The sequence below is a fragment of the Azohydromonas lata NBRC 102462 genome (assembly GCF_001571085.1).
GTDB lineage: Bacteria > Pseudomonadota > Gammaproteobacteria > Burkholderiales > Burkholderiaceae_C > Azohydromonas > Azohydromonas lata.
On sequence record NZ_BCTC01000006.1, the window covers coordinates 32,697 to 54,315 of the forward strand.

At 71.2% G+C, this 21,619-nt stretch carries 16 protein-coding genes; 10 read left to right on the top strand and 6 right to left on the bottom strand.

Annotated features, from left to right (window positions below; translation table 11 throughout):
- Positions 1 to 415: 415 nt before the first annotated feature.
- Genes ALA01S_RS34610 through ALA01S_RS04015 form a run of 9 tightly spaced genes read left to right on the top strand, consistent with a single transcriptional unit; the run spans position 416 to position 9,537 of the window.
- Positions 416 to 910, top strand: coding sequence for a pilus assembly FimT family protein (locus ALA01S_RS34610; protein ID WP_238455689.1), 495 nt, complete (start codon positions 416 to 418; stop codon positions 908 to 910).
- Positions 907 to 1,296 carry a type II secretion system minor pseudopilin GspI gene (gspI, locus tag ALA01S_RS34615; RefSeq protein ID WP_259375502.1) on the top strand — a complete coding sequence of 130 codons (390 nt, stop codon included), beginning with the start codon at positions 907 to 909 and terminating at the stop codon, positions 1,294 to 1,296. Before ALA01S_RS34610 ends, gspI begins: the two co-directional genes overlap by 4 nt.
- Positions 1,297 to 1,300: 4 nt before the next feature.
- Positions 1,301 to 2,056, top strand: a complete 756-nt coding sequence (locus ALA01S_RS03985; protein WP_066332344.1) for a PulJ/GspJ family protein — start codon at positions 1,301 to 1,303, stop codon at positions 2,054 to 2,056.
- A 25-nt stretch (positions 2,057 to 2,081) separates the two neighbouring features.
- The gene (gene gspL, locus ALA01S_RS03990; RefSeq protein ID WP_066332347.1) at positions 2,082 to 3,386 is read left to right on the top strand and encodes a type II secretion system protein GspL; all 1,305 of its coding nucleotides are present in this window, start codon (positions 2,082 to 2,084) and stop codon (positions 3,384 to 3,386) included.
- Positions 3,383 to 3,955, top strand: coding sequence for a type II secretion system protein M (locus tag ALA01S_RS03995; protein WP_066332350.1), 573 nt, complete (start codon positions 3,383 to 3,385; stop codon positions 3,953 to 3,955). The genes gspL and ALA01S_RS03995 overlap by 4 nt, the downstream gene beginning before the upstream one ends.
- A complete protein-coding gene (gene gspD, locus ALA01S_RS04000; RefSeq protein ID WP_066332353.1) occupies positions 3,952 to 6,288 on the top strand; it encodes a type II secretion system secretin GspD in 2,337 nt (778 codons plus the stop codon). The genes ALA01S_RS03995 and gspD overlap by 4 nt, the downstream gene beginning before the upstream one ends.
- A 21-nt stretch (positions 6,289 to 6,309) precedes the next feature.
- Entirely contained in the window at positions 6,310 to 7,695 is a 1,386-nt protein-coding gene (locus tag ALA01S_RS04005; protein ID WP_066332356.1) for a GspE/PulE family protein, read from the top strand.
- A 58-nt stretch (positions 7,696 to 7,753) separates the two neighbouring features.
- On the top strand, positions 7,754 to 8,965 hold the full coding sequence (locus ALA01S_RS04010; RefSeq protein ID WP_066332359.1) for a type II secretion system F family protein: 1,212 nt from the start codon (positions 7,754 to 7,756) through the stop codon (positions 8,963 to 8,965).
- A 26-nt stretch (positions 8,966 to 8,991) separates the two neighbouring features.
- Positions 8,992 to 9,537 carry a hypothetical protein gene (locus ALA01S_RS04015; protein ID WP_066332362.1) on the top strand — a complete coding sequence of 182 codons (546 nt, stop codon included), beginning with the start codon at positions 8,992 to 8,994 and terminating at the stop codon, positions 9,535 to 9,537.
- A 24-nt stretch (positions 9,538 to 9,561) separates the two neighbouring features.
- Here the strand turns inward: ALA01S_RS04015 and ALA01S_RS04020 are convergent, their stop codons facing one another.
- Both ALA01S_RS04020 and ALA01S_RS04025 read right to left on the bottom strand, forming a co-directional pair.
- The gene (locus ALA01S_RS04020; RefSeq protein ID WP_066332364.1) at positions 9,562 to 10,530 is read right to left on the bottom strand and encodes a Bug family tripartite tricarboxylate transporter substrate binding protein; all 969 of its coding nucleotides are present in this window, start codon (positions 10,528 to 10,530) and stop codon (positions 9,562 to 9,564) included.
- Between the two features lie 52 nt (positions 10,531 to 10,582).
- Positions 10,583 to 11,536 (bottom strand): 2-hydroxyacid dehydrogenase, encoded by a 954-nt coding sequence (locus ALA01S_RS04025; protein WP_066332366.1) that lies wholly within the window; start codon positions 11,534 to 11,536, stop codon positions 10,583 to 10,585.
- Between the two features lie 139 nt (positions 11,537 to 11,675).
- Between ALA01S_RS04025 and ALA01S_RS04030 the strand changes: the two genes are divergently transcribed.
- Entirely contained in the window at positions 11,676 to 12,848 is a 1,173-nt protein-coding gene (locus tag ALA01S_RS04030) for a citrate synthase family protein (protein WP_066332373.1), read from the top strand.
- Between the two features lie 389 nt (positions 12,849 to 13,237).
- Here ALA01S_RS04030 and ALA01S_RS04035 read toward each other — a convergent pair whose 3' ends face one another.
- The 4 genes from ALA01S_RS04035 to ALA01S_RS35295 all read right to left on the bottom strand — a co-directional run bounded on the left by ALA01S_RS04035 (position 13,238) and on the right by ALA01S_RS35295 (position 21,580).
- Positions 13,238 to 14,689 (bottom strand): replication initiation protein, encoded by a 1,452-nt coding sequence (locus ALA01S_RS04035; protein ID WP_066332374.1) that lies wholly within the window; start codon positions 14,687 to 14,689, stop codon positions 13,238 to 13,240.
- 948 nt (positions 14,690 to 15,637) lie between these two features.
- A complete protein-coding gene (locus tag ALA01S_RS04040) occupies positions 15,638 to 16,987 on the bottom strand; it encodes an HlyD family type I secretion periplasmic adaptor subunit (RefSeq protein ID WP_066332376.1) in 1,350 nt (449 codons plus the stop codon).
- 5 nt (positions 16,988 to 16,992) lie between these two features.
- Complete coding sequence (locus ALA01S_RS04045; protein WP_238455692.1) at positions 16,993 to 18,681, bottom strand: type I secretion system permease/ATPase; 1,689 nt, start codon at positions 18,679 to 18,681, stop codon at positions 16,993 to 16,995.
- 16 nt (positions 18,682 to 18,697) lie between these two features.
- Positions 18,698 to 21,580 (bottom strand): Calx-beta domain-containing protein, encoded by a 2,883-nt coding sequence (locus tag ALA01S_RS35295; protein WP_066332379.1) that lies wholly within the window; start codon positions 21,578 to 21,580, stop codon positions 18,698 to 18,700.
- Positions 21,581 to 21,619 lie beyond the last annotated feature (39 nt).

Here is a 21,619-nt window from a genome sequence, read left to right on the forward strand (position 1 = left end):
AGCGCCCTCTGTCAGTCGTGATGTATCTGAGTTCATAGCGTTGCGTCTTGCAATGCCTATGCCAGACGCTCAGGCGCTTGATTTCGAAGCTGTGAACGCGGCGGCCCCGTGGCGTGGGCACCGTGCGATGAACGCAGCGCTTCTCTATAGGGAGCCTCTGCGGCGGCCCGCGGCTGCAGCCGTTCGGATATGGCGATGGCGGCGACGCACCTCGGTGCTGGACGCTATGTAGCAAACGTTACAACGCTGTCGAAAACCGCACGCGCTTGTGAGAAAACCCACGCGGCGCGGCGGGCATGGGCGCGGCTGCCGCCCTGGAGCGACGGCGCGCCGCGGGCCCGGCGCGGGACTTGCAGAACACGGGCATTCCAGGTCCAGACCGCCTACCTCCAAGTGCCCGTCCTCGCTTCGTCCCATGACCTTCCCAGGCACCTTCCCGGCTCCGCCGGCTGCAGGCCGCTCGACGGCTTCGTCACACCCGTCGAGGGCGCCATGGCGGCGCCGGCCGGCGCCGCACGCGGGCTACACGCTGGTCGAGCTGCTGGTGGTGATCGGCCTGGTGGCGCTGGGCACGATGCTGGTGGAGCCGGCCTTGCCCGATGCCCGGCGCGATGCACTGGAGCGCGAGGCGATGCGCCTGGCCGCGATGCTGGAGGGCGCCCGCGCGCAGTCGCGCCTGCAGGGCCGGCTGGTGCGCTGGCAGCCGCGGCCCGGGGGCTTCGGCTTCACCGGGACGGCGCAGGGCCGCACCGTTGCCTGGCTGACGCCGCAAGTGCAGGTGGCCGCCCCCGGGGAGCTGGTGCTGGGGCCCGAGCCCATGCTGCAGGCGCAGGCGCTCACCCTGGTGCTGGGGCCGTATCGCGTGCGCATCGCCAGCGACGGGCTGGCCCCGTTCGCCGTCGCGCGCTGAGCGCGCGGCCAAGGGGCCGCGGGGCGCGTGCCGGGGGCTTCACGCTGGTGGAGATGCTGGTGGCCCTGGCCGTGATGGCCATCGCGCTGATCGCCAGCCACAAGGCCGGGGCCTCGCTCATCCGCGGCGCCGCGTGGCAGAACGACCTGCTGCTGGGCCGGCTGTGCGCCGAGAACGTGCTGATCGAGCTGCGTCTGCGCCGCGAGCTTCCGGGCCTGGGCCGCAGCGAGCGCCGCTGCGAGCAGGCTGGCCTGCAGTACGTGGTGCAGCTGGGCGTGCGCGCGACGGCGCGGGCCGACACCCGCCACATCGACGTCCAGGTGCTGCGCGAGGGTTTGCCCGTGCTCCGGCTGTCCACCGCGCAGGCCCGCCTGCAGGTGAGGTGAGGCGATGTCCGCGGGACGACGCATTCCTTCCCGTGCCGGCGCAGCGGCCGCGGGCCGGCAGGCGGGGCTGACGCTGGTCGAGCTGCTGGTGGCGTTCTCTATTCTCGGCCTGATGGCGCTGATGGGTTGGCGCGCGCTCGATGCCATGGCCCGGGTGCAGGACAGCATCCGGCAGCGCAGCGGCCATGGCCTGGCACTGGAGTCCGGCCTGCTCCAGTGGCGCACCGACCTGGATGCCCTGCAGGAATCCGGCCTGGCCAGTGCCGTGGACTTCAACGGCCAGGTGTTGCGCATCACCCGGCGCAGCGCGCTGGATGACGCGAGCCTGATGCTGGTCGCCTGGGCCTTGCGCCTGGACAGCGCACGAGGCATCACCTGGCAACGCTGGGTCTCCAGCCCGCTGCGCACCCGCGGCGAGTTGCGGCGGGCCTGGCTGGACGCGGGCGAATGGGCCCGCACCGGCCCCTTGGGTCGGCCTGCGGCGCAAGGCGGGGCCATCGTGGTGCCGGCCTCGGACTGGCAGCTCTTTTATTTCAGGGACAACGCCTGGAGCCACGCCCAGTCGAGCGCGCGGCGGGTCGCCGAGCCGGCCGGGGCCGACGACAGCCGCGGCGGCGACCCGGTGGCCGCGGACACCCCGCTGCAGCCTCCGCCCGACGCGGTGCGCCTCGTCCTGACGCTGCCGCCCCAGGCCGGAAGTACCCTGGCGGGCCGCATCGTGAGTGACTGGCTCCGGCCCACGCTGGCCACCGTGCAATGAGCGCTGCGAACGTAAAGGCCTGGCCATGACGCTGTTCATCGCCCTTCCTGATCCGATGAGCGCTGCCTCGGCCGCGGGGCCGGCGCTGCGCTACGCGGTGAGCTCGGACGGCGTGTCGCTGGCCCAGCGTGGCGAGCAATCCCTGGCGGGCCTCGCAGCGGGTGTTGAGGGCGCCGCGAACCAGCCGGCCATCGCCGTCGTGCCGGCCGCCGCGCTGTCATGGCATCGGGTGACGCTGCCCCAGCTGCCGCGCTCCACCCGCCCGGCCCGGCTGCGCGCGGTGCTGGAAGGGCTGGTCGAGGAGCGCGTGCTGGACGTCCCCGCCGCGCTGCATCTGGCACTGGAGCCGGGCGCGCAGGCCGACGCAGCGGCGCCGCGCGAGGCCTGGCTGGCCTGCTGCGACAAGTCGTGGCTCACCGGGCAGATGCAGCAACTGGAGCGCCATGGGCTGCGCGTGCGCCGTATCGTGCCGGCGGCCTGGCCGCGGTCGGCGCAGGCCGGCACCGAGGGGCTGCTCACGGTCGAGGGCCCGGGCGAGCGGCGGCAGGCCTGGCTGCAGGTGTGCGGCCCGCAGGGGGTGTGGCGCAGGCCCGTGCACGCGCCGGACGAGCTGGCCCAGGCGTGGAGCGGCCCGCCCGAGCGGCTGGAGGCCATCCCCGAGGTGGCCGAGCTGGGCCCGTCCTGGCGGCAGCTCGCGCTGCGGCTGCGTCCGGCCGAGCAGGACTGGCTGCACGGCGTCGCCGCCGGGTGGGACCTGGCGCAGTTCGAGCTGCGGCAAGGCGGCCTGGAGCGGGCACGACGCCGCGCCGGGCGGGCGGCCGGGCGCTTCCTGCGGGAGCCTTCCTGGCGCTTCGCGCGCGTGGGCCTGCTGCTGCTGCTCGCCACGCAGTTGGCGGCCCTCAACGGCTGGGCCTGGCTGCAGCGCCAGGAGCTGCAGGCGCGGCGCGACACGGTGCGCCAGCTCCTGCTGGCCGGCATGCCGGGCACGCGCGTCGTGGTCGATGCGCGCGCGCAGCTGGCGCGCGGCGTGGGGCAGATGCGCCAGGACTGCGGGCGGGCCGCTGCGGACGACTTGGAGAGCCTGCTGCAGGCCCTGGCCGGCGCGGTGCCCGCGGGGCGGCAGGTCCAGCGCATCGACTACCAGCACGGCGAGCTTCGCGTCGATGGCCTGGGCCTCGACGCGGCGGACACGGTGCTCGCGCAGGACCGGCTGGCCCGCCACGGGCTGCGGCTGCGGCCGGCGGCTGCGGCCGGGGCGGCTGCGGGCCCCCGGGCCTCCGCGGACCCCACCCCCCAGCGCTGGACCCTGAACCTGGCCGAGGCCCCATGACCCCCCCTCCGACACCACCCTCCCCGCCGCCCCGCGGCGCCCTGGGCGCCTTCATCGCCTCATCGCGCCACACCTGGCGCCGCAACCTGCGCCAGGGCTGGGCGGCGCTGCAGCCGCGCGAACGCCGCCTGGTTGCTGCCGGCGCCGCGCTGGTGGGTGCGTTCGGGCTGTGGAGCGTCGCCGTCGCGCCGGCCCTGCGCACGCTGGGCGGCGCCGCGGACGAGCTGCGCCGGCTCGACCTGGACATCGCCGCGATGCGCACGCTGGCGGCCGAGGCCGAGGGGCTGCACGCCTGTGCCCACCAGCCGCCCCCCGCCGACGCCCCGCTCGCGTGGCGCCAGGCCACCGAACAGCACCTGGGCGCCCTGGCGCAGGTCGGCGCCGAGAAGGAGGAGCCGCCCGCCGTCACGCTCAGCCAGGCGCCGGCGGAGCTGATGTTCGACTGGCTCGTTCACCTCCGTGAGGCGGTCCACGCCGCGCCGGTCCAGGCCAGCCTCGAAGCCACCGGCGAAGGCCTGTGGAACGGCCGGCTGAGTTTCGCGTTGCCCGCAGCCCGTCCGAACCCATGAGTGTCCGTACCGCTTTCCCTTCGTTCCCCGCGCGGGTGCCGCGGGCCGCAGCCGCCGCCGCCCTGTGTGCCGCGCTCGCCGGGCCCGGCGCGCAGGCCAGCCCGGGCGGTGCCCCGCAGCAGGCGCCCGCCCGGCCGGCCGCCAAGCTGGCCGCCCGGGAGCCCGTGACCCTGAACTTCGTGGGCGCCGACATCGAGACCGTCGCCCGCGGGATGGCGGTCATCACCGGGCGCAACCTGGTGGTGGACCCGCGCGTCAAGGGCACGCTCAACCTGGTCAGCGAGGCGCTGATCGCGCCGCAGGCCGCCTGGGAGCAGTTCCTGGCCGCGCTGCGGCTGCAAAGCTTCGCCATCGTCGAAGCGGGCGGCATCTACAAGGTGCTGCCGGAGGCCGAGGCCAAGCTGCAGAGCAGCGTCGTCAGCGATGGTGCCGCCAGGCCGGCCGGCAACCAGATCGTGACCCAGATCTTCGTGCTCAACCACGAGAGCGCGAACAACCTGGTGCCGGTGCTGCGGCCGCTGATCAGCCCGAACAACACCATCAACGCCAACGCCGGCAACAACTCGCTGGTGATCACCGACTACGCGGACAACCTGCAGCGCATCGCCCGCATCGTCACGGCGCTGGACGTCAGCCCGGCCAGCGACGTGGAGGTGGTCGCGCTGCGCCACGCCATCGCCAGCGACCTGGCGGTGCTGGTCAACCGCATGCTGGAGGGCGGCGCCGCAGCGGTGCCCAGCGCGGGCAACGCCAACGCGGCGCCCAGGAACCCCGCCGCGCGCGCCGGCGAGGGCTACCCGGTGACGGTGCTGGCCGACCCGCGCACCAACAGCCTGCTGGTGCGCGCGGCCAACCCGGCGCGGGTGGCGCTCACGCGCAAGCTCGTCGAGCAACTGGACCAGCCCACCGCGCAGCAGGCGGCCGGCAACATGCACGTGGTCTACCTGAAGTTCGGCGACGCCGTGCAGCTCGCGCCCACGCTGCGCGCCGCGCTGGCGGCCGATGCCGGGCTGGCCAACCCGGGCGGCGCCACGGCGGCGGGCCCGGCCGCCGGCAGCAGCGGCAGCAGCGGCGGCGTGGGTGCCGCCGCGAGCGGCCTGGCGGCGGCTGGCGGCATGTCCGCCACCTCGGCCACCGGCAGCGCCGCCAGCACGCGCGGCACCACCAGCAACCTGCTGGCGCAGACGGCCGAGCCCAGCATCGGCGGCCAGATCCAGGCCGACCCGAACAGCAACGCCTTCATCATCACCGCGCCGGAGCCGCAGTACCGGCAGATCCGCGCCGTCATCGAGATGCTTGACACCCGCCACGCGCAGGTGTACGTGGAGGCGCTGATCGCCGAGGTCACGGCCGACCGGGCCACCGACCTGGGCGTGCAGTGGCTGGCGCGCACCAGCAGCGGCAGCGGCCACGTGCGCGCCGGCACCAACTTCGGCAGCAGCGGCAACCTGTTCGGCATCGCCGCCGCCGAGGCCCAGGGCAGCATCGCCGCCGGCACCTACAACCCGGGCCTGAACATCGGCCTGTTCCGCGGCTCGCTGGCCGTGCTGGCCAGCGCGCTGGAAACCCGCGCCAACGCCAACATCCTGTCCACGCCCACGCTGCTGACGCTGGACAACCAGGAGGCCAAGATCACCATCGGCCAGAACATCCCGGTGGCCACGGGCGCGTACTCCAGCACCGCGGGCGCCTCCACGGTCACGCCCTTCACCACCTACGAGCGCATGGACGTGGGGCTGACCCTGAACATCCGCCCGCAGATCAATGCCGACGGCACGATCAAGCTGCAGATCTACCAGGAAGTGTCCAGCGTCGTGGGCGGGCTGGGCAGCAGCGCCGCGACGTCCTCGAACGTGGTGACCAACAAGCGCACCGTCGCTTCCACGGTGCTGGTGCAGGAGGGCAGCGCCGCCGTGCTGGGCGGGCTCATCCAGGACCAGTTCGACAGCGGCGCCAGCCAGGTGCCCGTGCTGGGCAGCCTGCCGCTGGTCGGCCATTTATTCCGCAGCCAAAACCGCAGCCGCAGCAAGACCAACCTGATGGTGTTCCTGCGCCCGGTGATCGTGCGCGACGGCGAGGACCTGGAGCGGCTGGCCCAGGACCGCTACGACACCTTGCGCCGGCTGCAGGAAGCCTCGCAGCCCGCGGCCAGCGCGCTGATGGCCGTCAACCGCGCGCCGCTGCTGCCGCCCGGCTCCCATGCGGGCCCGGGCGCGAGCGGCGCGGACGGCGCCGTGGCGCCGAAGGGGGGCATGCCGGCCCCGCTCGTGGCGCCCTTCGATGCGCAGGACCCTTCCGCGCCGGCGGGCGCACCTTCCGCCCCGGCGCCCTGAGCCGCCGCAGTGCCGAGCACCATGCGCTATCCCTTGCCCTATGCCTTTGCACGCGCGCACCAGGTCCTGCTCGAAGCGCAGGACGCGGGACTGGTGCTGTGGCATGGACCGTCCCAAGGCGCCGATGCCGCCGCCGGCACCACGGCCGGCGCCTGCGGCGAGGTGCTGCGCAAGTACGCGGTGCACGCCCTGCGCGAGGAGGGGCCGGACGAGCTGGCCCTGCGGATCGGCCGAGCCTACGCCGACGGGGATTCGAGCGCGGCGCAGGTGGTCAGCGAGGTCGAGTCCGACACCGACCTCTCGCGCATGATGCAGGCGCTGCCGGCAGTGGAGGACCTGCTGGAGACGGCGGGCGATGCGCCCATCATCCGCATGCTCAACGCGCTGCTCACGCAGGCCGCGCGCGACGGCGCCAGCGACATCCACATCGAGCCCTGCGAGCGCGCGTCCTCGGTGCGCTTTCGCATCGACGGGGCGCTGCGCGAGGTGGTGCGGCCACAGCGCGCGCTGCACGCGGCGCTGATCTCGCGGCTCAAGGTGATGGCGCAACTGGACATCTCCGAGAAGCGCCTGCCCCAGGACGGCCGCATCGCGCTGCGCATCGGCAGCCGCGCCGTGGACGTGCGCGTCTCCACCTTGCCTTCGACGCACGGCGAGCGGGCCGTGTTGCGGCTGCTCGACAAGAGCGCCAACCGGCTGAGCCTGGAGGCCGTCGGCCTGCGCGGCCCGGTGCTGCGGGCTTTCGAGCGTCTGATCGCGCAGCCGCACGGCATCGTGCTGGTCACCGGCCCCACCGGCTCGGGCAAGACCACCACGCTCTACGCGGCGCTGGGCCGGCTGGTGTCCGACAGCACCAACATCATGACCGTGGAGGACCCGGTCGAGTACGAGCTGCCGGGCGTGGGCCAGACGCAGGTGAACGCGCGCATCGAGCTGACCTTCGCCAGGGCGCTGCGCGCCATCCTGCGCCAGGACCCGGACGTGATCATGATCGGCGAGATCCGCGACTTCGAGACCGCGCAGATCGCCATCCAGGCCTCGCTCACCGGCCACCTGGTGCTGGCCACGCTGCACACCAACGACGCGCCCAGCGCCGTGACGCGGCTGACCGACATGGGCGTGGAGCCTTTCCTGCTCAGCTCCACGCTGCTGGGCGTGCTGGCGCAGCGGCTGGTGCGGCGGCTGGAGCCGGCCGACCCCAGCGGCTACCGCGGCCGCACCGGGCTGTTCGAGCTGCTGGTGGCCGACGACGCGATCCGAGCGCTGATCCACCGCGGCGCCGCCGAGGCCGAGATCCGCGCCGCCGCCACCGCCAAGGGCATGCGCTCGATGCGCGAGGACGGCGAGGAGCTGGTCACTCTGGGCACGACCACCCTGCAGGAAGTGCTGCGTGTGACGCGCAGCTGAGCCGCGGCGCCACGACATCCCCACCCCGATCCGGACCACCCTCCAGGAGCCGCCCGCCATGCCCGCCTTCGCCTTCGACGCCCTGGACCTGGAGGGCCGCCCGCGCCGCGGCATCGTCGAGGCCGACACCGAGCGGGCCGTGCGCAACCAGTTGCGCGCGCAGTCACTGGTGCCGCTGAGCGTCAAGGCGGTGGCGTCCGGTGCAGGGACGGGACGCGGCTGGGCGCTGCTGGCCGGCCGGGGCCGGGCGCTGGGCCCCGGCGCGCTGACGCTGTGGACCCGCCAGCTCGCCGACATGGTGTGCGCCGGGCTGCCGCTGGAGCCGGCCCTGGCCGCCCTGGCCGAGGACCTGGATGACGAGCGCCAGCGCGCATTGGTGGCCGCGCTGCGCGCCGAGGTCAATGGCGGCAGCAGCCTGGCGCGGGCGCTGGCGCTGCATCCCCGCGAGTTCTCCGCGATCTACCGCGCGGTGGTCCATGCCGGCGAACAAAGCGGCCAGCTCGGCCTGGTGCTGGACCGGCTGGCCCGCGACCTGGCCGAGCACCAGGCGCTCAGGGGCAAGGTGCTGGCGGCCGTGCTCTACCCGGCCATCGTGACGCTGCTGGCCCTGGGCATCGTGGGATTCCTGCTGGGCTACGTGGTGCCGCACGTGGCCCAGGTGTACGCGGGCCGCCAGCATGCGCTGCCGGTGCTGACGGCGCTGATGCTGGGGCTCAGTGCCGGGCTGCGCCAGCACGGCCCATGGCTGCTGGCCGGGCTGCTGCTGACCGTGCCCGCGGCCCGGGCGGCGCTGCGCGTTCAGCGGGTGCGCGAGGGCTTCGACGCCTGGTGGCTGCGGCTGCCGCTGGCCGGCAGCTTCAACGCGGCGCGCTTCGCGTCCACGCTGGGCCTGCTGGCGGGCGCTGGCGTGCCGATCCTGGACGCGATGCAGGCCGCGGCCGACACCCTGGGCAACGCCGCGATGCGTGCAGGCGGCCGGCGGGCCGTAACGCAGGTGCGCGAAGGGGCGTCGCTGGCCGCGGCCCTGGCCGGCGAGCGAGGCTTTCCCAACGTGGTGACGCGCTTCTCGCGCCTGGGGGAGCAGACCGGCGCGCTGCCGCTCATGCTGCAGCGCGCGGCCGCCCTGCTTTCGGACGACGTGCAGCGCCGCGCCCTGCAGATGGCGACGATCCTGGAGCCGCTCCTGATCGTCGGCATGGGGCTGGTCGTCATGCTGATCGTGCTGGCCGTGCTGCTGCCTATCATCGAGCTCAACCAGTGGGCGGGATAACCGTGGACGCAACAGGCAGCACGCGCATGGCATCGGCTGCGACCGGCCTTCCTTCCGGCACCTCTGCGGGCTTCGGCGCGGAGCCAGGCGCCTCCCGCACGAAGGCGCGCGGCGCCACCTGGATGGTCAGCGGCCTGATCTGGACGCTGCTGGCCGGCTCCGTGGTGGCCTGGGCATGGAGCCTCGTGCAGGGGGCTTCCGTGGCGCCGAGCGCCGCGGTGCAGGCGGTCCCGGTGCCCAGCGAAGCCGGACGGGTCAAGCATCTGCTGGGAGCCCCCGCCAACCGTTCCACCCGACTGGCCACGCCCCGTCCGAAGCTCGTGCTGACCGGCGTCATCGGCAACCGGCAGCAGGGGCACATGGCACTGCTGGGCATCGAGAACCAGCCTCCCAAGCCGTTCCTGGTGGGCCGGGAAGTTCTGCAGGGCTACGTGCTCAAGGCTGTGGACACGCAGCAGGCCGTGCTGACGACACCCGATGGAGACGATTGGGCGCTGGCCATGCCGCAGGTCTCCGCATCCCAGGCCGGTTCGCCCGTCACGGCACGCTCGACACGCCGTGTGGAGCGGTGACGGAGCACACGCCGCCGGCCGCGCTCATTCCGGCTGGATGTTGGCCGCCTTGATGATGCGGCCCCAGCGGTCGAGCTCCGCCTGCTGGAAGCGGGCCAGCTCATCCGGTGTCGACACCGCGACCTCCATCCCGTTGTGTTCGACGAAGCGCTTGACGCCTTCCGAGGCCATGGCCCGGTGCACGAGCTCATTGAGCCTGTTCACGACGGGCGCCGGCGTTGCGGCCGGCGCGTACAAGGCGTTCCAGTAGCCGGACTCGTAGCCGGGCAGGCCTGACTCGGCCAGGGTCGGCACGTCGGGGACCAGCGGCGTTCGCTTGGGGCTGGTCACGCCGAGGGCGCGCAGCTTGCCCGCCTTGACCTGCGGAAGGCTGGTCGTCAGGTCCACCGTCATCAGGTCGGTCTGCCCGGAGACCAGGTCGATGACGGCCGGCGGGTTGGCCTTGTAGGGCACATGGTTCAGTTGAACGCCCGCCATCTGCTTGAACAGCTCCGTGGCCACGCGCGCGGAGGAGCTGCCTTCGCCGAAGTTCAGCTTGCCCGGCTCCTTCTTCGCGAGGGCGATGAGCTCCTGCACGTTGGTCGCCTTCACGCCCGGGTTGACCACCAGCAGCATGTAGCCCTTCACCAGCAGGCTGACCGGCGCGAAGTCCTTGATCGGGTCGTAGGCGATCTTCTTGAACAGATGCGGGTTGGCGGCCTGAGTCGTGTTCGTGGTCATGAACAGCGTGTAGCCGTCCGGCGCGGCACGGGCCACGGCCTGGGCCGCGATGCCGCCGGATGCACCGGCGCGGCTGTCGACGATGACGGGTTGCCCGACCGCCTTGGTGATTTCCGCGCCGATGGCACGCGCCAGGCCATCGGTCGTGCTGCCGGGGCTGGAGCCGATGACGATGGTGATGGGCTTGGCCGGATAGGGCTGCGCAAAGGCAGGGCTGAGCACGCAGGTGCCCAGGGCGGTGGCCACCAGGGCGGTGAAGCGGCGTCTGAACATGGTTTGTCTCCGTTCGGGGTGGGTCTGTGCGGTGCCGTGCTGTGGCACGGTCTCAGGTGGTCAGGCTCATGGGCGGGCGCTCGCCGCAAAGGGCTTGGGACAAGCTGGCCAGCACCATCTCGCCCATGGCGGTGCGGGTTTCCCACGTGGCGCTGGCCCGATGGGCCTGCAGCGTCACGCGGTCCGACCCGCGCAGTGGCGCCGGCACGCGCGGCTCGTCGACGAAAACGTCCAGGCCGGCACCTGCGATGCGGCCGGCCTCCACGGCGGCGACCAGGTCCGGTTCGTTGACCAGGCGCCCGCGCGCCACGTTGACCAGGAACCCGCGCGGGCCGAGGGCCTCCAGCACCGCCGCATCGACGATGCCTTCGGCCTTGTCGGCCGCGGCGCAAAGCACCAGGGCATCCGACTCGCGGGCGAGCTGAACCAGCTCCGCAACGAAGCGGTGCGGCACGTCCGCCATCGGCTGCAGGTCCGTGTAGGCGATGGGGCAGCCGAAAGCCGCGGCGCGCGCGGCAACCGCGCGCCCAACCCGTCCCATGCCCACGATGCCCAGGCGCATGCCGCTGAAGCGGCGTGCCAGCGGAATGGCGCTGGGTTGAGGGAACAGCTCCCATTGCCCTTCGCGCACGAAGCGGTCACCGGCGCACAGGTTGCGGCAGGCGGCAATGAGCAGGCCCAGGGCGAGATCGGCCACGTCCTCGGTCAAGGCGCCCAGCGTGGCCGTGACGGGCAACCCGCGGGCGCGGCAGTACGCCAGATCCACCGCATCGGTCCCCACACCGTTGATGGCGACGACCTTGAGCGCCGGCAAGCGCTCCAGCATCTGCCTGGAAATGCCGGTATGCCCGCCTGTGATGACGGCCTGCGTGGTCGCCCCATGCGCTTCGAGCCATGCCTCGGGGTCCGCCACTTCGAAGTACCGATGCACCTCGTACAGCGCCTGCAGGCGTTCGTTGATCTCGGGAATCAGGATGGGGTTGAGCTGGAGGACCTTGTGCTTCATGTCGGCTCTTTGCGGGCTGGCGCGCGCCGAGAAACTCTGGACGGGCGCGGGTGGATGTGAAGCCATTCTGTTTTTATATTGATTTTTCGGTCAATCTTGATATATAAAATCAATATAAATTCAGCGGAGCAGCCTGGTCATGGCCACATGGATCACGATGGACGAGGCCTGTGGCCTGCTCAAGGTGCGGCCGCAGACGGTCTATGCCTACGTGAGCCGGGGAAAGATCGAGGCCGCGCCCGATCCGCAGGACAGCCGGCGCAGCCTCTACCGTGCGGACGACGTGAACGCGCTTGCAAAGCGCAAGCAGGATGGGCGCAAGCTGGAAACGGTGGCGACCAACACCCTCTTCGGTGCGGAGCCCAGCATCCCGACCGCCGTCAGCACTTTCGTGCGAGGCCGCCTTTGCTATCGGGGCCAGGACGCGGTGACGCTGGCCTCGGCGGCGACCTTGGAAGACGTTGCCGGGCTGCTGTGGGGCGCCGAGCAGCCCGTGGCGTTCGGCACCGCTTCCCAGGCCAGTTCCAGCGACCCCGGGCGGATTGCCGCTTTTGTCCTGCTGGCCACGCTGGCCGCCACGGGGCATTCCACGCGGGGGCGCCTCACGCGTGTCTTGCATGAGGAGGCCCAAAGCCTCGTGGGCCAGGTGGCCTGCTGCTTCGGGGCAGCGCGAGGCGCGGGTGCGCCGCTGCATCTGCGCTTTGCGCAAGGCTGGGGCTTGTCGGCGGATAACGCAGAGCTGCTGCGCACGGCGATGGCGCTGCTGGCGGACCACGAGCTGACCAGTTCCGCCTTTTCGGCCCGCATTGCAGCCTCGACCGGCGCGTCACTGCCGGCCTGCCTGCTCGCCGGACTCGCCACGTTCTCCGGACCTTTACACGGCGACGCCTCGGGACGGGTGCGTGCGCTGTTCGAGGAGGTGGATCGCTTGGGCGCCGACGAGGTGGTGAACCGCTACCTCTCCGCGGGCTTGCCGATTCCCGGGTTTGGCCATCACCTGTACCCCGATGGTGATCCACGGGCCCAGGTACTGATGGGCCTGTTCGACCCACCCGCGGCCATCAGCCGGTTCATTGCGAAAGCTGCTTCGTTGACGGGCTTGCAACCCAACATCGACGTGGCGCTTGCGGCCCTGGTGGCCCGCCATCGCCTGCCTGCCGACGGCGCCTTCGCACTGTTTGCCACCGCCCGCAGTGTCGGGCTGCTGGCCCACAGCATGGAGCAGATGAACATGCCGCAGGTGATACGGCCGCGCGGCAGGTACATCGGTCCCCCTCCGGACCTTTCACCCAACGGCCCCGTGCCCGGTTGAGCCTTCCGCAGGGAGCAAGCACGCAGCAGACACGGCGATTGCCTATTTTTGTGGCAGCGCCAAACTTTCCTGATGAATCAAGGACTTGTGTTCTTCCGGTGCCGCTGCTCCACGGACTTGTCCACAGAATCCGTGGGTAACCGGAGCCGCCAGCACCGTGGAGGCACTGCAAATGCAACATACCTGTAGCCAGTGGCATTTCCCAATGGCACCAACCTGACCTGACTTCCACAACCCCATCCCACCTTCAACGACACGCAGCTGCCACAAACCTACTGCCTTCAAAACGACCCGCGTATGTTGTTCTTAAAGGGATCAAAGCACGCGGCACCACGTGCCATCGCCCAGCGGCTGATGAAGCTTGGGCTCTTGCTGGGACCGCAGGCCGTCTACTGATGGGTGAACAGCGCGGCCTGGTCGTCTGAACGCGCGGCCACGCCACGCGACGCCTTGGCCACGGCCTTGAGCACGTGCTGTCCAAAGGCATGCTGCAACCGTGGCGTATTGCGCAATTCGGCCTCGGTGATGGGCCCCTTGGCGCGCTGCATCTGCGCCCCAAGGGCACGGAAGACCAGCGTCCGTGCGAACGAAACGCGCAGCTCGGCACGCTGCGCATGCTCCGCTGCCAGGTACAGCGCATAGCCGCGCTCGCCCTGCTCCTGATACTCGCGCTGAAGCGACTCCCCGGCCAGCCGCTCGTGTGCCGGCTGGCGCTTGTCCACAGCAACAGCGGCCGCTTGCGCAGGCCCGGGCGCCGGCACAGCCGCGGGCTCGGTGACACCGGCTTCAAGCTCGGCCTTTGGAATGGACCAGCCCTCCTGGATGGCCTTCATGAGGTAGCGACCCGGCGCGCTGATCTTCTTGCGCTGCGTGGCCATGCGGTGGCGGACGAACTCGATGGCGGCCTGGATGCGCTCAGGCGTGTAGTCCTCGGCCTTGGCCGCGATGGCCTGCAAGTCCACGGCGCCTATGCCGAACTCGCCGCGCAGCGTCTCGTAGAGGTTCTTGCGGGTCTCGGTCTGGCGCAGCGACTGCACCATCTTGCCTTCCTGCTCCGAGAACACGAAGCGCAGGTGCGTCACCTTCTTGGAGCCGGGCGACGACTTGGTTTCCACCTCAACGAAGAGGTCGGAAAGCTCGTTGATCTGCTCGATGGCCACCAGCAGCGCGCGGCGGCGGAACTCCGGCCAGGCCGCCATGAACTTGGCATCTGCCGCACCTGTCCACTTGCGGGCCTCTTCCAGCGTGAGCCAGTCGGTGGGCGAGCCGCGAAAGGCGATCGACTTGAGCTTTTCGTACAGGCTGTGCGCGAATACCGACGTGAACGCCGAGGTCGTGCGCAGCGACAGGAAGGTGAAGCCGCGCGGGTCCTTGTGCAGCTTGCGGATGGCCGGATCGAACTTGAAATAGACCTTGCCCCCGGCCACGCCCACGATGCCCACCAGCGGGATGGAGACGAAGTCGTGGCTGCCGTTGGCGTTGGGCCGCTCGCGCCGCACGACCACGCTGGTCTTTTGCGCCTCGCGCAGCGCCTCGTTGAGATGCTTGTGGTTGCGGCTCTGGTAGTTCAGCAGGAACTTGAACAGGCCCACATCGCACTCGAACTCCACCACGTCGGCCGGCGCATCGCACGCCAGGTAGTTCATGACGTTGAGGCCGCGGCGGGCCAGCACGCCGACGCCGGACACGTCCACGAAGATGTTGTTCTTCGGAAAGGCCAGGTCCCCTTCCGCATCCGCGATCGTGGCGGTGCGGCCCTTGCGGCCAATGGTTTCCTCGAAGAGCTGCAACGCGTACTGCTCGCCGACGACATCCGTGGTGATGAGTTTGTTCTTGGCCATGGCGCCGGCGTGAGGACGGGTCAGGAAGGCCGCAAGGCTAGTGCCTATCCTGACTGTGCGTCAACCATGATGGTCAGTTTTGTGCCACTTGCGCTCGACACCACGGCAAAGCTCATCACAAAAATGGTCACGATGCTCTCGCAACCGCGTCGCTGCACCGCGCGGTGCATGAGCACAACCATGGTCATGATGGCTGGGGACAAGTCTTAAATACGCTGTGCTGGCGCCCACTTGGCGGTGCCGGCACAGAAATGGTCAGCTTTCACAGGAATGGTCAGTTTGCCGCACAGAAATGGTCAGCTTGCGGCACAGAAACAGTCATCTTGCTCATCACAAAAATGGTCAGGATGCGCACAAAAACAGTCATGTTGACTCGGCCAGAGCACAAAAACAGTCATTTTTCCCACGCTAACTTATTGTTTTTAAAGGATTTTTTGACTCCCTAAAGCTTGCTTGTCTTTAAAGCTATTAAAAGCTGGCTGGCAAGTGGAAGAAAGCTTTCCGTGGTTTGCGCAGAAGCGATGGCCATCCTGACTGCCTTTGTGCCGGCAACCTTTCCGTTCGCACGATGAATCCGGCGGCAGGCTGGGTGGCATGGGCGGTGCGCTGTCGCTGAAGTCATCCTGACTGTTTTTGTGCCCGCAACCGTACGGACTCGGCAGCGTGCTACTGCATCCTGACCATTTTTGTGCTGCGCCCTGTATGGGCACGGTTCATCCCAGTCCTGCTCTACAGACCGTTGGCCCATTCAATGACCGTTCGGTCACAAAAATGGTCAGGATGATTGCCGGTTGATCGGGTTCGTCTCCGTCCTGGCCTGCCTGGCAGCACCCAGCTTCGCGCGGAGCAGCACAAAAATGGTCAGGAATCTCTCTGAGCAGGGTGGCTGCCCTGCAGACGATGCCGATCCGGACGTCCACGCTCCCGCCCTGATGGACAAGGACCTCTTTAATGCTGGCGCAACGACCGCCGCGCCGCGTTGAGCAAGGGCTCCACCAGGAAGTCCAGCGCCGTGCCTGCGCGGCTGCGGATGAACACTTCCGCGGCCATGCCCGGCTGCAAGGCCACCTCGCCCGCGGCGGCCAGCGAGGCGGGGTCCAGCGCGACCTGCACCACGTAGTAAGGCGTGCCGTTGTCGCGGTCGCGCAGCGCATCGGCCGACACCTGCGTCACGCGGCCGGTGATCAGGGGCGTGCTGCGCTGGCGGTAAGCAGTCAGCCGCACGTCGGCCGACTGGCCCGCACGCAGCTCCGCGATGGCGTCCACGCCCACATGCGCCTCCACCAGCAGCGGGCTGCCGTCCGGCACGATGTCCATGAGCGCATCGCGCGGGCCGATGCTGCCGCCGGGGGTGGTCACGCGCAGATCCACCACGCGCCCCGAGACGGGCGCCGGCACGGCCAGGCGCTGCCTGGCGTCCTGCGCGCTGGCGAGCTGCTCCTCCAACTCCACGATGTGGCCTTGCGTATCGCGCAGTTCGGCGCTGGCTTCCTGGCGATAGCCCTCGCGCAAGGCGTCCAGCCGGGCCTGCAGCTCGCCCGCGCGCTGGCGCGCCTGTGCCAGCTCGGCGCGGTTGGCGTCGATGCGGCTTTGATAGTCCGCGGCGGTTCGCTCCAGCGCCATGACGCGCGTGCGGTTCACGAAAGCCTGTTCGGCCAGCGTGCGGTTGAGCTCCAGCTCCTCGCGCATGGAGGCCACCGCCTGCTGCATGGCGGTGAACTCGCGCTCGCGCGCCTCCTGTTCCAGCGCCACTTGCGCCAGTTGCTGCGCCAGCAGCCGCTGCTGGTTCTGCAGGGCGCCGCGGCGCGCCTCGAACAGCGCCTGTTCACGCGCCAGGGCTTCGGCCAGCCGCGGTTCGGCGCGGCGCGGCCGCAGCGCCGGCGGCGCCTGCCAGGTGGCGGCGCCTTCACGCTCGGCCAGCAGCCGCGCCTGGCGCAGGGTCTGCGCATCGAGCTGGCTGCGCAGCATCTGGTAGGTGGCGTCCACCCGCGCGTCGTCCAGCGTCAACAGCGGCTGGCCGGCGGCCACATGGTCGCCCTCGCGCACCAGGATCTCGCGGACGATGCCGCCATCGCGGTGCTGCACGGTCTTGCGGTGCGTGTCCACGCGCACCATGCCCACGGCCACGGTGGCCCCGGCCAAGGGCGCCAGCGCCACCCAGGCCACCAGCAGCCCAAGCGCCAGGGCCAGCGCCACCAAGCCGGCCAGGATGAGCCGCCGCGCCTGCCGCTGCCAGCCGTGCACCACGGCGTCGTTGGCGGCCTCCATGCCGGACGGGGCGAATGCGGGCGCGGCCATGGGGCTCATTGCGCCTGGTGCAGCACGCCCACGCCCGCGGCCGTGCCCGCTGGCGCCCCGGAGGCCGACGCCTCGGCCGCGTCGCGGCGCACGCCGATGCGCTCAATGCTGCCGTTGCGCAGCACGGCGATGCGGTCGGCCACCGACAGCACCTGCGTGCGCTGCGTGATCAGCACCACCGTGACGCCGTCCGCGCGCAGCTCCTCCACCGCGGCGCACAGGGCCTGCTCGCCCTCGCTGTCGAGGTGCGCGTTGGCCTCGTCCAGCACCACCAGGCGCGGGCCGCCGTAGAGCGCGCGCGCCAGCGCCACGAGCTGGCGCTGCCCGCCGGACAGCCGCACGCCGCCCTCGCCCACCGGCGTGTCGTAGCCCTGGGGCAGCCGCACGATCATCTCGTGCGCGCGGGCACGCTGCGCGGCCTGCGCCACCGCGGCGCCCGCCGCCCCGGGCTGCAGCCGCGCGATGTTGTCGGCCACCGTGCCGTCGAACAGCGCCACCTCCTGCGGCACGTAGCCCACGCAACTGCCGGCCAGCGCCGGCAGCCCGGGCGTCATTTCCATGCCGTCCAGGCGCACCACGCCGGCGCTGGGGCGGATGAGCCCCAGCATCAGCCGCGCCAGCGTGGACTTGCCTGCGCCGCTTGGGCCGACGATGGCCAGCACCTCGCCCGGCGCCACCTCCAGGCTGACGTTGCGCAGCACCGGCTGTGCCGCGCCCTGCGGAACGTGGCTCACCCCCTCCAGCGACAGTGCCCCGCGCGGCGCGGGCAGGCCGTCGAAGGCCGGTGCCTCGGCGGGCTCCAGCAAGGGGCGCAGCCGCTGCCAGGCCGCGTGCGCCTCCAGCAGCGGGCGCCATTGCGCCACCAGCATCTCCACCGGCGCCAGCGCGCGCCCAAGGATGATGGTCACGGCGATCATCACCCCCGGCGTGGCCTGCTGCTCGATCACCAGCCAGGCGGCCACGCCCATCATGACCACCTGCACCGACTGCCTGAAGGCCCGTGTGGCCGACGACACCAGCCCGCTGCGCCGCTGGGTGCTCAGCTGGCCGGCCTGCAGCGTGCGGTTGAGCGCGCGCCAGCGCGCGGCGACGTGCGTGCCCATGCCCAGGGCGCGCACCACCTCGGCCTGGCGCAGCGCACCGTCGGTGAGCCGCGCCGCGTCGCGTGAGCGCTGCTGCAGTGCCGCCAGCCGCGAGCGCGTGATCCGCTCGCCCAGCCAGGCCAGCCCAACCAGCAGCAGCGCGCTGCACAGCGCCAGCCAGCCCAGGATGCGGCTGAAGGCGAAGATGACGCCCAGGTAGACCACCATCCACGGCGCGTCCAGCAGCGCCAGCAGCGCCGCGCCGCTGAGCGCCTGGCGCACGCAGGCCAGGTCGCGCAGCGCGTCGCGGTGGCGCGCATCGGCGCCGTCCAGCAGCCGGCGCAACGCGGTCTGCCCGCCGCCGTCCTCGAACAGGCTGCCGGCCAGCGCCAGCAGCCGCGCGCGCACCAGGTCCAGCACGAACATCAGCGCCAGGGCCAGCGCCGTGACCAGCGCCAGCATCACCAGCGTCTCCACGCTGCGCGTGGACAACACCCGGTCGAACACCTGCAGCATGAACAGCGAGGGCGCCAGCAGCGCGAGGTTGAGCACCAGGCTGAACCCGGCCACGGCCAGGAAGAGTTGGGCGTGGTCGGCCAGGAAGCGCCGCATGGCCAAGGCCCTGGTCCTACGCGAAGCTCAGCGCGTAGTCGGCCAGCGTGGTGGTGCCGCCGTCCAGCAGCACCAGCAGCGTGAGCTCGCCGGCGCTCACGCGCGCGTCGTTGTCCTCGTTGGTGAACAGGAACACGCCGCTTTGCCCGCCGTTGTCCACCGCGAACAGCCGCGCCTGCTCCCCGGCATAGGCCGAGGTGGCCGAGCCTATGCGCTGCGCCGCGCTGTCGGCGGTGAGGGCGCCTGCGATGTCGGTGGTGAAGATCACCAGCTCGGCCGCGGTGGAGAAGCCCCCGGGCGCGGCGCGCTCCAGGCCGCCCTCGATGCGGCCGTCGCGGTCGCCTATGCCGAAGCCGTTGAAGATGAGCTTGTCGTCCACGCTGCGCCAGTCGGTGATGCGGTCGGCCGTGGGCGCGGCGGCGTAGTCCAGGGCATTGAAGTAGAAGATGTCGCGGCCCTCGCCGCCGGTGAGCGTGTCGCCGCCGGGCCCGCCGCGCAGCGTGTCGGTGCCCGCGCCACCTTCGAGCACGTTGGCGTCGGGGCCGCCGAAGAGGTTGTCGTTGCCCGCGCCGCCGCGCAGGGTGTCGCGGCCGCTGTCGGCGCTGAGCACGTCCTCGCCGTCGCCGCCGTCGAGCAGGTCGGCAGCCACGGGCCCGGGCGGCAATGCCGCGAGGTTGCCTGCCGACATCACGTCGTTGCCCAGGCCGCCCATGAGCACGTCGGCACCGTTGCCGCCATACATGAAGTCGCCGCCGGCATCGCCGTAGAGCGTGTCGTTGCCGTCGCCGCCGTACAGCCCGTCTATGCCGTCGCCGCCGCTGAGCACGTTGGCCACGGCGTTGCCGATGAGGGTGTTGCTTCCCGCGTTGCCGGTGCCGCGCACGGCGACGCCGCCCAGCGCGAGCACTTCCAGGTTGTTGCCCAGCGTGTAGTCGAAGTAGGCGTAGACCGTATCGAGGCCGGCGTCCACGCCCTCCTCGACGCGGGTCGTCGGGGTGTCGACGATGTAGCTGTCGCCGCCCAGGCCGCCGCGCAGGGTGATGGCGCCGCTGCCGTCGAGCAGGTCGTCGTGGTCGCCGCCGATGACCAGCGTGGTGCCGGGCGGGCCCATGAGCACGTTGTCCACGTCGGCGGCGCCGGTGAGCGTTTGCCCGCCGGCGGGGCGCTCGTCGTCGAGGATGCGGCCCTGGACATCGAATTGCCGGCCGTCCTCGGTCGTCAGCCGCAGCGTGATGGTTTCGGTGCCTTCGGCCACGGTGTCGTTGATCAGCGGGATGCGTATCACCTGCAGCGTCTGGCCCGGCTGGAAGGTCACGCCGCCCCGGTGCGCGAAGAAGTCCAGGTTGGCCTCGGCCGTGCCGGCGATGGCGGCGTAGCCCACCGATTCGACGCGGTCCGACCCGAAGTCGCGCTCTACGAAAAAGTCCAGCGTGGTGCCGCCCTCGCGCGTGGCGGCCGATACCACGCGCAGGGTCGAGGACGCGCCGAGGTTGGTCTGGTTGCCGGAAATCACCATGTGGCCCAGGCCGTCGCCCAGCCCCGCGTTGGCGGCGTTGGTGAGCCGCAGGTCGAAGAACTCGGCGGGCTCGCGCAACTCGCTGCCGGGCTGGTGGGTGGGCTCGCCCTGGTGGGCCAGCGGCACCAGCACGGTCTTGCTGACCTCGCCGGGCGCGAACACCAGCGTCTGCACGCCCTGGTCCACGTAGTCGTTGTAGCCGCCCACGGGCGCGCCGGTACCGGCGCGGGCGCTGCCGTCGCTGGTGGCGTAGCGCACCGTGACCTGCTCGGTGCTGGGCCTGTCCAGCCAGACGTGAAAGCGCGCGAAGGGCTCCCAGCCGTCCACCACGCCGTCGTCGACAAACACCGTGGGCGTGCCCGTTGGGCGGTCGTCGTCGCGGATGGTGCCCTGGGCGTCTCCCACGCCGTCCACGATGACCAGGCCCTTGGCATTGCCCAGGAACACCGTGAACACCTCCTCGGATTCCTGGAAGCTGTCGTTGAGCACGGGCACCGTGATGACGCGGCTGATCTCGCCGGGCGCGAACACCAGCGTGCCGGACTGCTCGTGGAAGTCCGCGCCGGCCTGGGCCGTGAAGCCGCGCAGGAAGTAGCTCACGCTGGTGGCCACTTCCGAGCGGGCGCTGAGCGAGACGAGGAAGCGCATCTCGCCGTCGCCCTCGCCGGCAAAGGCGTCGGACACGCTGACCAGCGGCAGGCCCACGCCGTCGTTGCGCACGCTGCTCGGCCCGGCGATGAAGGCGCGCGCCGTGGCGTCCGGCACGTCCGCGCCCACCGGCGAGGACAGCCGCAGGTCGAAGTGCGTGGAGCCGTGCCAGGCGTCGTCCTGCGGCGCCACGTCCACGCGCACGGTCTTGACGACCTCGCCGGGCGCGAACACCAGCGTGCGCGGCGCGAAGGGCAGCAGGTCGCCCTGCGCCGTGGAGCCGGGGTCCAGCGCCAGCCGCACGCTCACGGAAGTGGCGCTGGGACGGTCCAGCGTGAAGGTGAACAGCGCGGCGCCGGTGGCGTCGTCCACCACCGTGTCGTCCGCATGGATCACGGGGCGGCCGCGCGGGCCGTCGTCGTCGTGGAGGGTGGCCCAGGCCACGGTGCTGGCCAGCACGTCGTTGACCGGGTTGGACAGCAGCAATTTGAAAATCTCGTCCGGCTCGCGGGCGAAGTTGTCGAGCAGCGGCACGTCCACGGTGAGGACAAGCTGCCCGGGGTCGAAGGTGAGCACGCCCGCGCGCGCGGTGTAGTCCACGCCCGCCAGGGCCGTGACGTCGGCGGTGGCCCAGCGCACGCTCACGGGTGCGGCATGGGCCTCGCTCAGCCTCACCGTGAAGCGGGCCAGGCCGTCGGATTCGTCCACGTCCAGGTCATCGATCAGGATGGTCACCGGGGTCTCCTCCTCGTTTTGGCATCGTCCTGGGCACGC